The organism is Sporomusa sp. (assembly GCF_035561155.1).
GTDB lineage: Bacteria > Bacillota > Negativicutes > Sporomusales > Sporomusaceae > Sporomusa.
Genome location: NZ_DATMYD010000158.1, coordinates 1 through 14,668, shown reverse-complemented (window position 1 = coordinate 14,668; position 14,668 = coordinate 1). Strand labels below are relative to the sequence as shown.

Genomic DNA, 14,668 nt, shown 5'->3' with positions numbered 1-14,668 from the left:
ATTTTATTACTGCCAAGTGTACGAATATTAAGATTGAAACAAGATGTCGTGCTGCAAAAGCCGAAAGGATGGATAATGCAATGAATCACTTAGACTGTAAGGCGAAATTATTAGAAAGGTTCTTTCGATACGCCGCAGTTGAGAGCCAGAGCAAGGCAGGGGGCGCCACTATTCCCAGCACCCCTGGACAAATGGAGTTAGCGCAATTGATCAAAGGTGATCTGGATGATCTGGGACTTATTGATATCAAGCTTACTGAACAGGCGATCCTCACGGCGAAGCTGCCCGCTAACTTTCCACAGGGTTATGCTGGACAAGTACCTCCCCTCGGATTTCTGGCCCACCTGGATACCGTGGATGTCAGCATAAGTCCAGTCGTTAACCCACGCGTAGTGAAAAACTATGCCGGGGGCGATATTCTGCTCAATAAGGAGTTGGATATTTGGATGAAAGCCTCTGAGCATGAGGAACTCCTAAAATATATAGGCCAAGACCTTGTTGTCACAGATGGTACTAGCGTGCTGGGAGCCGATAATAAGGCCGCGATCGCCTCGATCATGGTGGCCCTCGAAAAACTTACAGCAAATCCTTCTTGCTACCATGGCGATATCTACGTGGCTTTCGTTCCGGATGAGGAGATAGGATTATGCGGTTCTAAGACTATGGATCTAGCTGACTTTCCTGTTGCTTTCGCCTATACCATAGATTCCTGTGAGATTGGTGAAATCGTCTACGAAACATTCAACGCTGGCAGTGTGATGATCAATATTACAGGGGTAACGGCTCATCCCATGTCGGCAAAAGGAGTACTGGTCAATCCGATTTTGATCGCGAATGACATCATCAACCATTTGGATCGGAAAGATACGCCCGAGCATACCGATGGAAAAGAAGGTTATTTTTGGGTAAATAGACTAACAGCCAGCCAGAATGCCGCCGAAATGAACATCAATATCCGGGATTTTGATAAGAATCTTTATGAAGCAAGGAAAATATATATCGCCGATTTGGTGAAACTTATCTCTGCACGTCACCCGAAAGCGCAGATTTCCTGCGAGATTAAGGATACATATGGAAATATTGCAGATTCATTAACAACTGAGAGCAGGCAATGCATCGATTATATTTATATGGCGATGGAGAACTTGGCGATTACCCCCAAATTGATTGCCATGCGCGGAGGAACAGATGGTTCAGCTCTCTCGGTACGGGGAATACCTACACCTAACTTTTTTACGGGCGCTCATAATTTTCACTCAAATTGCGAGTTCTTACCTGTTAATGCTTTTGAAAAGTCTTGTCTTATGGTAGTAGAGATTGCCAAATTGGTTTATGAAAAAAGTCGTAGATAATAACCGATTATAGGTTAAAAATGATAGCAGCTCTATCAAAAGCGCTTTTGATAGAGCTGCTATCGTTTTAGCTTATAATGAGCGATCGCTACCCCTTATGGCTAATCAAGTGCAGACGGATTAAGGCAGAGTAATCTTGGTGAGACAAAGACACCGTTTTTGCGGATCAGCACGTCATCGAAGTATATCTCACCGCCACCATACTCGGGCGTCTGAATGGACAGTTTCATTCTCCCTTTCTATGGTAAGTCGAATTGGCTAGGCCTTCATGAATATGTGTGTTCCACGTCAGATTACAACCTAGCGCCATACCTGTCAACTAAGAATGCGGTTAATAAGCGAAAACATTTAATTTTCATAATCTTCGAATTCGCTAGCAAACCAGCCATTGTGGTGTGATTTTGTGGGAACTATCGAAAAAACCGGGAAACCCAAGGATTGACAACTGTGGACATAATATCCTATTGTGGTAATATATAGTTTTTACATAAAAAGGCAAAAATCAAAGGGGTGGTAACTTGTTCATTAAACACAAATGTAAGGCCGTTTTAGCAGTTGTTCTCAGTATTATTTTATCTGCTTCACTTTTCGCGGGGTGCGGCGCTGGGGAAAAAACCGCCGGCAAGGTGAAGGACGTCGTTACTGTCGGCACTGGGTATGACGCCAAGACGCTCGATCCAATTGCCACTAATGACGTAGCATCCTCTAATGTAATGAACCAGATTTATGGGACTCTCGTGGAGGTAAATGAAAAAGGTGAGCTTGTACCAATGCTTGCTGAATCGTTTAAAAAAATCGATGATACGACGTATGAGTTCAAACTGAAAAAGGGCGTGAAATTCCACAACGGTGAAGAAATGAAAGCAAGCGACGTGAAATTCACGCTCGAAAGGGCAGCTTCTCCTCTCGGCGCAGCTGTTGCTCATTTGTTCGAGCCGCTGGATGTAAGTGCTTTAAAGGTTATAGACGACTATACCATACAAATTAAATTAAAGTACGTTTTCCCGCCGTTTATTAGTACATCTCTCACACATACGGGCGGCAGCATCTTGAATGAAAAGGCAGTCAAAGCCGCAGGCAAAGATTATGGACAAAATCCTGTCGGAACCGGCCCTTTCAAGTTCGAAAAATGGATTAAGGGCGATCGTATCGAGCTTACTCGCTATGATGGCTTCTATGGCAATAAACCCGCATTTAAAACGCTTGTTATTCGTCCCATTCCGGAGGTCACTAACAGGGCGATCGAATTGGAAAGCGGCGGCATTGACGTCTGTTATGAGGTTTCGGCAAATGATTTGAAACGGCTCCAGGACAACAAGGAGGTAAAGGTCCTCCGTGTACTTGACAATGGCACTGCCTTCATGGGGATGAACACGAAGAAGAAACCCTTCGATGATGTCCGTGTGCGTCAGGCCATCAGCTATGCGATAGATACTCCGACTGTTGTCAACACCGTGTGGAGAGGCATAGGCCAACCAGCTGCCAGCCCGGTTCCTCCCAACATCAAGTATCATAATCCAGCGTTGAAAACCCATGAGTACAATGTGGATAAGGCTAAACAACTGCTGAAAGAAGCAGGCTATCCAGATGGCTTCAAGACATCGATCTGGACGAATGATCGAAAAGAACGGATTGATATGGCCACAATTATGCAGAGCCAATTGGCACAGGTTGGCATAAGCGCTGAAATCAAGGTAGTTGAGTGGGGTGCTTACCTCGAAGGCACTGCCAGAGGCGATCAAGACATGTACATCATCGGCTGGACCGCGTCCGGTAATGATCCCGACATTTCTCTATTTGCCATGTTCCACAGCTCAAAACACGGCGCAGGCGGTAACCGTGCATTCTACAGTAATGAGAAAGTGGATGCACTGCTAACGCAGGGGCGCCAGATGGAAGACTCTGATGCTCGTAAAAAGATTTATTTTGATCTGCAAGATATGGTTAAAGCAGATGCTCCCTGGGTCTTCCTCAACAATAGTGAACAGGTCGTTGCTGTCCGGAAAAACATCAGTGGGTTCCAGCCAAGTCCTGTCGGTTACCATGTGTTATACAATATTAAGTTCGAAGGTCAATAACCTGTAGAAGGTCTCACATAGACTGTTAATGTTGCAGGGGGTAGATTTATGCCCCCTGCACAAGTTTTTAATCGAAAGAGGGGATTGAGTCTATGATCAGGTACGTGCTGCGCAGGATGCTATTCCTGATCCCTGTGCTATTCGGTGTTACATTTATCGTATTTACTTTGATGTATATTACTCCTGGTGACCCTGCGAAACTGATCCTCGGTGAACAGGCTTCTCCAGAGACCATTCAAGCCATGCGCGAGGAAATGGGGCTTGACCAGCCTTATCTCGTTCAGTATTACAACTATGTTAAAAAGGCCATATTGCAGCAGGATATAGGCCGATCCTATGTGACCAATAGACCTGTCCTGCAAGAGATCATGGGAGTATTTCCGGCGACGTTCAAACTGGCAACATCCGCAATGCTGGTCGCTATCCTTATAGGCATTCCTATCGGAATTATTTCTGCCATCAGGCAGTATTCCATATTTGATACTGTATCAATGCTTATTGCGCTTCTCGGTGTTTCCATGCCGGTTTTCTGGCTGGGGCTGCTGCTGATCATCTTGTTCACCGTTAAACTGGGCTGGTTGCCGGCTTCAGGCTTCAGCAGCGTCAAGCATATGATTCTGCCGGCGTTGGCGCTCGGCGCAATGACAGCAGCTATCGTTACCCGTATGACACGTTCAAGTATGCTTGAGGTCATTAGGCAGGACTACATTCGTACGGCTCGGGCTAAAGGTCAGAAGGAGTCAGTAGTTGTCTTGAAGCACGCCCTTGGCAATGCGCTTATTCCGATTATTGCTGTTATCGGGCTTCAATTCGGCCAACTATTAGGCGGCGCGGTATTAACAGAATCTATATTCTCTATACCTGGCGTCGGACGGCTGATGGTAGACTCTATAAAGATGCGCGACTTCCCGGTTGTGCAGGGCGGTGTTTTATTTATTGCCATTTCGTTCAGCATGATTAATCTGCTGGTCGACCTGCTATATGCATACGTTGATCCGCGGATTCGGTCCCAATACAAATAACGGCGCTAAAGGAGTGCAAAGTATGGAACATCATGAAATAATAGAAGAAATTGTTGCGCCGAAAAAAAAGAAAAGCTATCTAAACGAAATATGGCGTCGTATCAAGCGCAGCAAGCTGGCCGTTGCTGGCCTCATCATCATCGTCGTCTTGATCTTCACTGCAATATTTGCCGATATAATTGCTCCTTATCCCTATGACAAGCAAAATCTACAGGAGAACTTCCAGTCTCCAAGTTTACAACATCTATTTGGTACGGATGAATTCGGGCGTGACATTTTCAGCCGCGTCGTCTATGGATCGCGTATCTCGCTGCAGGTTGGCTTCATCGCAGTCGGGATTTCACTGGTTGCCGGCGGATTGCTTGGCGCACTTGCTGGTTATTATGGGGGTAAGGTTGATCAAGTTATCATGCGGGCTATGGATGTTTTGCTTTCCATTCCTGGCATCTTGCTTGCTATCTCTATCGTTGCAGCTCTTGGCCCAGGCCTCGTAAACCTGATGATTGCCGTTGGTATCTCTTCTATCCCTCAATACGCCCGCATCGTGCAGGCTTCGGTTCTGTCGATCAGGGGGCAAGAATTTGTCGAAGCAGCCAAAGCTGTAGGATCAAGCGATCTTCGGATTATTTTTAAGCATATTATCCCCAATGTCCTGGCACCGCTAATTGTCCAGTCTACACTTGGTATTGCTACCGCCATTTTGACGGCCGCCGGCCTTAGTTTTATCGGCCTTGGCATACAACCGCCCACACCGGAGTGGGGCGCTATGTTGTCTGGGGGCAGGGGCTATATCCGCAACTACTGGTTTATGACCATGTTCCCCGGTTTGGCGATTATGATCACGATTTTTGGTTTGAATCTTCTTGGCGACGGCTTACGGGACGCGCTTGATCCGCGGCTGAAAAACTGATTGAAAGGGAGAGGTGAAATATTGTGAACGAAGCGCCGCTCTTAGACATTAGAGACCTTACAATCCACTATGTGACACATGAAGGGACCGTTCGTGCCGTGGAAGACTTAAACCTCCGCCTCGGTCATGGCGAAACCTTAGGCTTCGTTGGTGAGACAGGTGCCGGAAAAACCACGACGGCCCTCGGCATCATGCAGCTTATTCCGAATCCGCCCGGTAGGATCGTTAAAGGACAAATCCTGCTGAATGGGGAGGATTTACTAAAAAAAAGCGATAAAGAAATGCGGGAAATACGTGGCAATAAAATCGCAATGATTTTCCAGGACCCAATGACCTCGTTAAATCCCGTATTGCCGGTAGGTGAACAGATCGGTGAGATGATCCGCCTACATACGGATATGACGAAAGCCGAAGCGCTAAAAAAGGCGGGGGAGATGTTGGAGACCGTAGGCATCCAGGCAACGCGCGCGCCTGACTTTCCCCATCAGTTTAGCGGAGGCATGAAGCAAAGAGTTGTTATTGCCATAGCCCTAGCCTGTAATCCCGGCCTTCTAATTGCCGATGAACCGACGACTGCGCTCGACGTGACCATTCAGGCACAGGTATTAGCCTTAATGAAAGATCTGAAGGACAAATACAAAACATCCATGGTTATGATTACACATGACCTCGGCATTGTTGCGGAGATATGTGATAAAGTTGCAATTATGTACGCAGGCAATGTCGTGGAATATGCGGACAAACGCTCCCTTTTCCTTAATCCGCTTCACCCTTATACCGTCGGCCTGTTCAATTCCGTGCCAGATATAGATACAGATGAGGAAGAACTTCAGGTCATCAAGGGTCTAATGCCTGATCCAACAGACCTGCCCAAAGGCTGTCGGTTCCATCCGCGCTGCCCGAAGGCTGAGCCGGCGTGCTCAAAAGAACGTCCGGCAAGTATTGAAGTAGAACCGGGGCATTATGTGTCTTGTATCCTGTATGGAGCAAACAAGGAGTGTGGGGGGAAGGCAAGTGGCTGAGAAATTATTGGAAGCCCGGAATCTGACCAAATATTTTTCGACGAAAAAGGGCCTACTGCATGCCGTAGATAAAGTGTCTTTCCACATCGACAAGGGAGAAACGCTTGGGCTTGTTGGGGAATCAGGCTGCGGGAAATCGACAACAGGCCGGGTCCTGATTCGTCTTTTGGAAGCTAACAGCGGTCAGATCCTGTATAAAGGCAAAGATGTGCTGAAATATACTGCGCAGGAGATGAAAGAGGCGCGGCGGAAAATGCAGATCGTATTCCAAGATCCCTATTCTTCGCTGAATCCCCGCTTAACAGTCTTCGAACTGATCGCAGAACCGCTATACGTTAATAGCGTATACAAAACCCAAAAAGAAACTGAGGCGCGAGTCAAGGAATTAATGGATACAGTTGGCCTGGCCCAACGCCTTATCACTACATACCCTCATGAACTGGACGGCGGTCGCCGTCAACGGATCGGCGTCGCTCGGGCCCTGGCCCTGAAACCAGAGTTTATTGTGCTAGATGAGCCGGTATCGGCTCTTGACGTCTGCATCCAGGCGCAGATCCTTAACCTGCTGAAAAATTTGCAGCGAGAGTTCGGCCTGACGTTTCTCTTTATCTCCCATAACCTGAGCGTAGTGAAACATGTCAGTGATCGGATCGCAGTCATGTACCTGGGAAAGATTGTGGAAGTGTCGGATTATAAGTCTGTTTTTACCAACCCGATACATCCCTACTCGCAGGCGCTGCTCTCTGCGATTCCTCTCGCAAAGCTTGATGTCAAACGCGACCGGGTTATTTTGGAAGGCGATATTCCCAGCCCAGTCAATCCTCCAGAGGGGTGTCGGTTCTACGGACGATGCTTTTACCGGCAGGAAATCTGTTCAGAACAAACTCCGGAATTGCTTCCGGTTGGCGAGGGCCGATTTTCGGCTTGCCACTTCAGTAATAATCTGGTTCGACGTGCTCAGTAAATCTTGACGCTTTCGACTTCAGAGTTACAACCCAAATGAGTAACCCCAGATTCGGATAAGAGTCCGTAAATCCAGTTTTTTAGAGGAGGATTTTATGATCGCATTAGTTGGTGGAAAAGTTTTCACAATGCGCGGCGAGCCGATAGAGAACGCGATTGTTTTAGTAGAGGACGGTAAAATTTTAGCAGTTGGTAATGATCTGGGCGTGCCTGACGGATTTTACCCTATAGACGTATCAGGTAAAATTGTAACCCCAGGAATTATAGACGCCCACACTCACTTGGGCGTCTACGGTGAAGCCATGGCTTGGGCTGGTGAAGATGTAAATGAGAAAAGCGACCCTATCACTCCTGGCATGCATACTCTTGATGCCATAAACCCAGCCGACATCGGTCTTGCCGAGGCTTATCAAGGCGGAATTACCACCGTCATGATCGCCCCTGGCAGTGCGAATCCTATTGGCGGTCAGTGTGTTATCGCCAAGACTAAACGCAAGTCGACTGCAGATGAAATGGTTATCTGCAAATATGCGGGACTAAAAATCGCCTTTGGCGAAAACCCGAGGCGCTGCTACGGCGTCGAACAAAAGAAGGCGCCAATCACCCGCATGGCAACCGCGAGCCTCATCAGAGAGACATTTTACAAGGCGCATCAATACATCAAAAAGCAAGGCGAAAAGGATTGTCAATTCAACCTCGGGATGGAAGCCGTTGCCCGTGTTCTACGTAGGGAGATGCCACTACGGGCACATGCGCACCGCGCCGATGATATCGTTACCGCTATCCGCATCGCTAAAGAGTTTGACGTAGACATTATCATCGAGCACGCGACAGAGAGTTATCTAGTTGCCGATGTAATGGCGCGGGAAAACGTTCCTGCCGTACTCGGACCGACACTGACAACTCGTGTCAAACTTGAGTTAAAAGATAAAAGTATGGAGGCCCCTGCTGCTCTCTATCAGAGCGGAGTCACCTTTGCCATGATGAGTGATCATCCAGTTATCCCCAGCTGCTTCTTACCTGTTTATGCTGGTCTAGCCACCCGCTTTGGCCTGCCGGAAGAGCATGGGTTGAAAATAATCACTTCAGAAGCTGCCAAAATCCTCGGTCTTTCCAACCGCCTTGGAAGTATCGCCCCTGGACTCGATGCTGACCTAGTCGTCTGGAGCGGTCATCCCTTTCATCTCTCCAGTCGTCCGGAACTCATTATGGTTGACGGCGTCGTGGAAAGTTCATATCCCCCCAGTCACGCTTTCTAGGCCGCTAAGCTCGGCATGATGTTGATGTCCAACGGTAAGCAGAATGAGCAGTTGGGCAATTTAATTGGAGGTTACAATGACTGTCCAGAAGAAAATTCTAATGATTGTTACCAGTTTTGATCAGATTGATGAGCATCATTCCACAGGATTATGGTTAGAAGAGTTTGCTGTCCCTTATCTGGAGTTTTGTGCAGCGGAATATGGGGTGACAGTTGCAAGCCCGCGGGGTGGTGCAGCGCCGATTGATGCGCAGAGTGTTTCAGGTAACATCCCCAATCAGTGGCAAGAAGCTGTCAGCATCCTAAATAATACGGAAATCCTATATGAAATGAATGTTGAAGACTACGATGCCGTTATATTTCCCGGTGGGCATGGCCCGATGTTTGATCTGGCCAAGGACGAGCAGCTTGCCAGGCTACTGCAGTATTTTGCAGCGGCAGGCAAGGTCATCGGCGCTGTATGCCATGGGCCTGCTGCCCTGGTGAGGGCTATTATGCCTGATGGAAGACCGTTGGTTGCCGGGAAAAAGGTTACTGCCTTTACTAATGAGGAAGAACAAATGACACACTTGAACACATTAGTCCCGTTTACGTTAGAGACTAAGCTCAAAGAGTTGGGTGCTGAGTTTCTAAAGAATGAACCATGGGCCAACAACGTTGTAATCGATGAAAATCTAATTACAGGGCAAAACCGGCAGTCAAGTTTTGATTTTGCAAAAGCTGTTTTAGCGATATTGGCAAATAAGGTCTTATGAATCGGCTCAAGCCTCGACTCAGGTGGCTGGTTCGGTTACTGCTATAGCTCATGGAGCAGACATGCAGCGGAATGCAGTGGAAGAGACCGCGGCGGTGGTAGACAAGATGTCGGTCAGCATTGAACATGCGGCTATCGATGCCAACCAAACTGTGGCTAAATCCTCGCAGGCTGCTGACAAAGCTAAAGAAAGCAGTGTTTCTATCAGCAGAGCCGTTCATCAGATGGCACTTATCGAACAGACGGTTAATAATTCAGCCCAAGTAGTAGCTGGCCTCGGTGAGCGGTCAAAGGAAATTGGGCAGATTGTTGACACGATATCAGGTATTGCCGGACAGACAAATTTATTGGCGTTAAATGCTGCGATCGAAGCGGCGCGTGCCGGTGAACAAGGACGAGGTTTTGCTGTGGTAGCTGAGGAAGTCCGCAAATTGGCGGAACAGTCACAGGAAGCGGCTAAACAAATTGCCAGTCTTATCGGGGAGATACAGAAACATACGTCCAAGGCGGTCACTGCTATGGGTGATGGTACTCGCTCAAGTTACTAAAATATCTTTGGCAATGAAAGAGCTGGATGGTGGCAGTCGGCAGATTGTGTCCTCGGTTAAGGTTATCGATGACTTAAGTAGAACGGCGGCGGCAGAAGCCGAGACCGTATCGGCTGCAACTGAAGAACAGCCGGCCTCTATGGAAGAAATTGCTTCAGCCAGTCAAAACCTCGCTGAAATGGCACACCAACTACAGGAAAACATCAGCCAGTTTCGGATTTAACCAAGTCAGACCCAGCAGCTAATTATATAGCTGCTGGGTTTTCTTTTTAGGTTAGTACTCGGGGCCTGGATTACTCCTAAGCATTTTTCCGGGATAGGAAATCGTGGTGAGGGGCGCTTGCCTTATTGACTTTTTAAGGCTGATGACAGTAAAATATTTACAGACAACAACATTAACCGAGAATCTAAAACGGCTAGAAAAACACGGTTCAATTGCGAGAGCGCTATACATCGAGTGATTGAGCGGAATAACAGAGCGCTGTGTTTCTAGTCTGGAGAGGGTGGATACAAAGCATGCAGTACCGTACATTGGGTAAAACTGGGTTAACCATATCTGAAGTAGGGTTTGGTTGTATTCCGATTATTCGCTTGGAAACTAGTCAAGCTGTCAAGACACTGCGTCATGCCTATGATCGGGGTATTACATTCTATGATACCGCGAATGCCTACCGCGATAGCGAGGATAAGATCGGCCGTGCTTTTTCGGGGATGCGTGACAAGATTGTAATAGCAACAAAGACTGGACGACGCGATGGGGCTGGAGCGCTGGAACACCTGGAAAACAGTTTGCGTATGCTGCAAACAGAGTATATTGATCTATACCAGTTGCATCAGGTTTCACGCGAGCAAGATTGGGAGGTAGCAACTGCCGCCGGAGGAGCACTTGAGGTTGTAACCAAAGCTCAGGAGCAAGGTAAGATAAGGCATATTGGTGTCACCTCCCACAGTCTGTCGATGGCTCTGCGGCTAGTAAAGACCGGGCTATTTAGTACAGTCCAATTTCCTTTTAACTTTATTGAAGATGCTGCCAAAGATGATTTGCGCGAGCTAGCGATAAAAATGAGCATTGGTTTTATTGTTATGAAACCGTTTGCCGGTGGAATGATTGACAATGCGACTATTGCCTTCAAGTTTTTGCGCCAGTTTCCGGAGATGCTACCCATTCCGGGCTTTGATTCACCTGAGGCGGTTGACGAGATTTTGGCTTTTTATAACGAAGTGAATACTGTGACTGACGATGATCTGGTATTGATGGACAAATATCGCGATGAATTGGGCAAACAGTTTTGCCGGCGCTGCGAATACTGTCAGCCTTGTCCGCATGGGGTAAGTATCACCCCGGCAATGGGGTACCAGGTAATCGCGCGGCGGATGTCGCCAGCGGTTGCCGTTGATTTTGCCCGGCCCGCGATGGAGTCAGTAGAGCAGTGTGTAGAGTGTGGAGAATGTCTTTCGCGCTGTCCTTATGACCTGCCGATTCCGGAAATGCTGAAAAAACATTATTCAATGTACAAAAATCACCTTGCAAGTACGAAATAAAAAGAATAGTGTTGACACCGGGTGGATTTTTTTGTAACATAACAATAATAAACAGTATAAAAATGTAATGACGATGAACGGAAGAGTAGTTATATCACGATATTTATAGCGAGCTGGAAATGGTGTGAGCCAGCAATATCAAATATAATGAAAATCATCCGTGAGTTGCGGGCTGAATGTTTAGTAAGCCGCGCCGGGTTCTCTTCGGAGAAATTGCCGCCCGTTATTGCGGCGAGGTATCGAGGTTTCTCTGTACCTATGAGCGGCTATGGGTAAAACCATAGTAATTTGGGTGGTATCGCGGAGTAAACTCCGTCCCTTATGTAAGGGGACGGAGTTTTTTTATTGCGTAAGCGAATACCACATGCTGTGCATGTGGTTCCAAAAAGCTTATAGCTATGCGTCCAAAAAGGGGAATAGGTATGGGTTTTGTATAAAGATATTGTGCAGATATAGGCAATAAAGAGGTAATTGCGAAATATATATGGGAGCAATTACAAGAATAGAGTTGCCGACCAATTAAGTTAAAAGACCCGTGCCAGGAGAACCAATACGGCCCCTTTAGGGGCTAAAGAAGAGGTTATGCAGTTGGCGGACTTTTCGATGAGTCTTGAGACTCGGCTAGTAGCATGCCCTTATAGGGCGTAATCAAGCCACCCGTTATACGGGTGGTCCTGACTTTCCTGACAGAAAGTATAACTTTCTGCTGGATAAGGGCAACATCGGCTTCCGCTTTCGCCAAAGGCTCGGCGCAAGCCGTGTTTTCTTTATACCTATGACTATTTGTTACATTTTAAATACTTGTATGAGAAGCAGAAGGAGGGTATTCGCTTGAAGATGTTGGGGGCTGAAGCGGTTATTGAATGTTTGAAAGCTGAAGGAGTGGAGATGGTATTCGGCTATCCGGGAGGCTGTGTATTAACACTGTATGATGCGTTGTTTAAACTTAAGTTTCCCCATGTTTTGACCCGTCATGAGCAAGGTGCTGTTCATGCCGCCGATGGCTATGCTCGCGCAACAGGTAAAACGGGAGTTTGCTTCGCAACATCAGGTCCTGGCGCAACCAACCTGATAACCGGAATTGCAACAGCGTATATGGACTCTGTTCCGCTGGTGGCAATTACCGGTCAGGTGGGGGTAGCGGTGATTGGAAAGGATGCCTTTCAAGAGGCCGATGTCTGCGGTATCACTACACCCATCACTAAGCACAACTATCTGGTCAAAAAAGTCCAGGATTTGCCCAGAGTCATGAAGGAAGCCTTCTATATTGCCCGTACCGGGCGACCAGGGCCGGTTGTTGTCGATATTTCTCGAGATGTTTTTAACACTACTTTTGATTTTGAATATCCGGAGACTGTTAAGCTGCGGGGCTATAGTCCGCTGTTTGACGGTGATCCGGAACACGTTGAGCTAGCTGTGCAGGCGCTTGAAGCAGCTAAAAAACCGGTGGTTTTCGTCGGAGGCGGCGTTAATATTTCTGATACATCAGCAGCGTTGCGTAAATTTACCGATCTGACTGGCTTTCCCGTGTTTTCCAGCCTGATGGGATTGGGGTGTATTCCCTCTGATTCACCTCAGCATTTGGGCATGGTTGGTATGCATGGCACTTACGCCGCCAATATGGCTACGACCGAGTGCGACCTTTTACTGGGGATTGGAGTCAGATTTGACGACCGTGTAACAAGTTTAGTTAAAGATTTTGCCCCAAACGCGAAAATAGTACACTTTGATATTGATCCTGCCGAGGTAAATAAGAATATAGGTGCTGATCTGCGGGTGCTCGGAGATCTCCGTTGGTCATTACCGCTTTTATGTGAGAAGGCATCCAGGCGAACCTCCGAGCAATGGCAGAGCTCAATTGCTGACTGGACTGAGCGTGTACAGGCGTGGAAACAGGAAAGACCCTTAAGCTATAACCAGACAGTAACAAGCATCATGCCGCAAACAGTTATTGAGAAAGTGAGCCAGCTTACCCAGTCTAATACCGTCATCGTAACAGATGTTGGACAACATCAGATGTGGACTGCGCAGTATTATAATTTCCCTAAAGAGCGTTCTCTGCTGACCTCAGGCGGGTTAGGCACTATGGGCTATGGTTTACCGGCAGCGATTGGCGCTCAGATGAGTTTGCCGGATAAGACGGTTGTATTGTTTACCGGGGATGGTAGTATCATGATGAATTGTCAGGAACTTGCAACGGTGGCTGATAATGGTTTGCCAATTAAAATTATTGTCATGAATAATCAGGTTCTTGGCATGATCAGCCAGTGGCAACGGATGTTTTACGGGCAGCGTTACTCTCACTCAACCACCAAGGGACGCACCGATTTTGTAAAACTTGCTGAAGCTATGGGCGTTGTCGGTTTACGAGTGACCAATCCTGACGAATTGGTTCCCACTCTGGAAGAAGCTTTGCGGATACAAGGTCCGGTACTTGTTGAGATTTTGGTACCTGAAACGGAGGATGTGTTACCCATGGTTCCACCGGGTGGACGTCTGGATCAAATGGTGTTGGGGGGATAAATGCATGAAACATACATTAGCTGTTTTAGTTGAAAATAGACCTGGGGTTTTGACACATATATCCGGACTTATTAGCAGGCGGGCTTTTAACATTGAGAGCATTGCCGCCGGATATACCGAAGAGGCCGATACTACCCGGATTACCATTAGTGTTGAGGTAGACAGCGAGGTCGAACTGGAGCAGGTAGTCAATCAATTATCTAAATTAGTCGACGTTATCAAGATTGTGAACCTCACCTATGTCGAGTCGATTGAGCGGGAATTGGCACTTATCAAGGTAAAAGCCAGTAAAATAAACCGTTCTGATCTGGTAAATGTCGTAGAAATCTTTCGGGCCAAAATTATTGATGTAAACCGGGAAACAGTGGCTATTGAGCTTACCGGTGAGGAAAGTAAAATAGATGCCTTTTGCGAAGTGCTGCTTGATTTTGGAATTATTGAGATTGTCAGGACCGGCAAAATTGCGCTCTCACGGGGGCCGGTTCCTGCAAAAGAGATGTAGGCGCCACAAAGAACGGGGCAGGTATAGCGAAAGCCGGGAGTTATCCCGGCTTTTTTAGTATATCAGAATTTATAAGTTTAAAGAGCCTGTAGCAGGAGAACTGGCGTGGGTTTGCGGAAACAGAGCAGAATGAAAAAGAACATCTTATGGCAGATCTTTTTTGATGGAAAACAGAATTGGAAGCGGTTCGTGGA

11 protein-coding genes, 1 pseudogene and 1 other annotated feature are annotated in these 14,668 nt (G+C 47.2%); all 12 genes and pseudogenes read left to right on the top strand.

Annotated features, from left to right (window positions below; translation table 11 throughout):
* The first annotated feature begins 80 nt into the window (after positions 1-80).
* The 12 genes and pseudogenes from pepT (at position 81) to ilvN (ending at position 14,474) form a co-directional block, all read left to right on the top strand.
* A complete protein-coding gene (gene pepT, locus VN447_RS21825) occupies positions 81-1,352 on the top strand; it encodes a peptidase T (protein WP_325528323.1) in 1,272 nt (423 codons plus the stop codon).
* Between the two features lie 518 nt (positions 1,353-1,870).
* Positions 1,871-3,430, top strand: coding sequence for a glutathione ABC transporter substrate-binding protein (locus VN447_RS21820; RefSeq protein WP_325528321.1), 1,560 nt, complete (start codon positions 1,871-1,873; stop codon positions 3,428-3,430).
* A 92-nt stretch (positions 3,431-3,522) separates the two neighbouring features.
* A complete protein-coding gene (gene nikB / locus VN447_RS21815; protein ID WP_325528319.1) occupies positions 3,523-4,452 on the top strand; it encodes a nickel ABC transporter permease in 930 nt (309 codons plus the stop codon).
* A 22-nt stretch (positions 4,453-4,474) separates the two neighbouring features.
* The gene (gene nikC, locus VN447_RS21810; protein ID WP_325528317.1) at positions 4,475-5,362 is read left to right on the top strand and encodes a nickel transporter permease; all 888 of its coding nucleotides are present in this window, start codon (positions 4,475-4,477) and stop codon (positions 5,360-5,362) included.
* A gap of 23 nt (positions 5,363-5,385) precedes the next feature.
* Complete coding sequence (locus VN447_RS21805) at positions 5,386-6,384, top strand: ABC transporter ATP-binding protein (RefSeq protein ID WP_325528315.1); 999 nt, start codon at positions 5,386-5,388, stop codon at positions 6,382-6,384.
* A complete protein-coding gene (locus tag VN447_RS21800; protein WP_325528313.1) occupies positions 6,362-7,348 on the top strand; it encodes an ABC transporter ATP-binding protein in 987 nt (328 codons plus the stop codon). The genes VN447_RS21805 and VN447_RS21800 overlap by 23 nt, the downstream gene beginning before the upstream one ends.
* 94 nt (positions 7,349-7,442) lie before the next feature.
* Positions 7,443-8,606 (top strand): amidohydrolase, encoded by a 1,164-nt coding sequence (locus VN447_RS21795; RefSeq protein WP_325528311.1) that lies wholly within the window; start codon positions 7,443-7,445, stop codon positions 8,604-8,606.
* Between the two features lie 76 nt (positions 8,607-8,682).
* On the top strand, positions 8,683-9,360 hold the full coding sequence (locus tag VN447_RS21790; protein WP_325528309.1) for a type 1 glutamine amidotransferase domain-containing protein: 678 nt from the start codon (positions 8,683-8,685) through the stop codon (positions 9,358-9,360).
* A pseudogene (locus VN447_RS21785) lies at positions 9,359-10,130 on the top strand (methyl-accepting chemotaxis protein); the annotation flags it as partial. The gene VN447_RS21790 and the pseudogene VN447_RS21785, both read left to right, overlap by 2 nt.
* A gap of 293 nt (positions 10,131-10,423) precedes the next feature.
* Complete coding sequence (locus VN447_RS21780) at positions 10,424-11,449, top strand: aldo/keto reductase (RefSeq protein WP_325528307.1); 1,026 nt, start codon at positions 10,424-10,426, stop codon at positions 11,447-11,449.
* 64 nt (positions 11,450-11,513) lie between these two features.
* Positions 11,514-11,772: a binding site (T-box leader), on the top strand.
* 508 nt (positions 11,773-12,280) lie between these two features.
* A complete protein-coding gene (gene ilvB, locus VN447_RS21775) occupies positions 12,281-13,972 on the top strand; it encodes a biosynthetic-type acetolactate synthase large subunit (protein WP_325528305.1) in 1,692 nt (563 codons plus the stop codon).
* Positions 13,973-13,976: 4 nt separating this feature from the next.
* Positions 13,977-14,474, top strand: coding sequence for an acetolactate synthase small subunit (gene ilvN / locus VN447_RS21770; protein ID WP_325528303.1), 498 nt, complete (start codon positions 13,977-13,979; stop codon positions 14,472-14,474).
* The last annotated feature ends 194 nt before the right edge of the window (positions 14,475-14,668 follow it).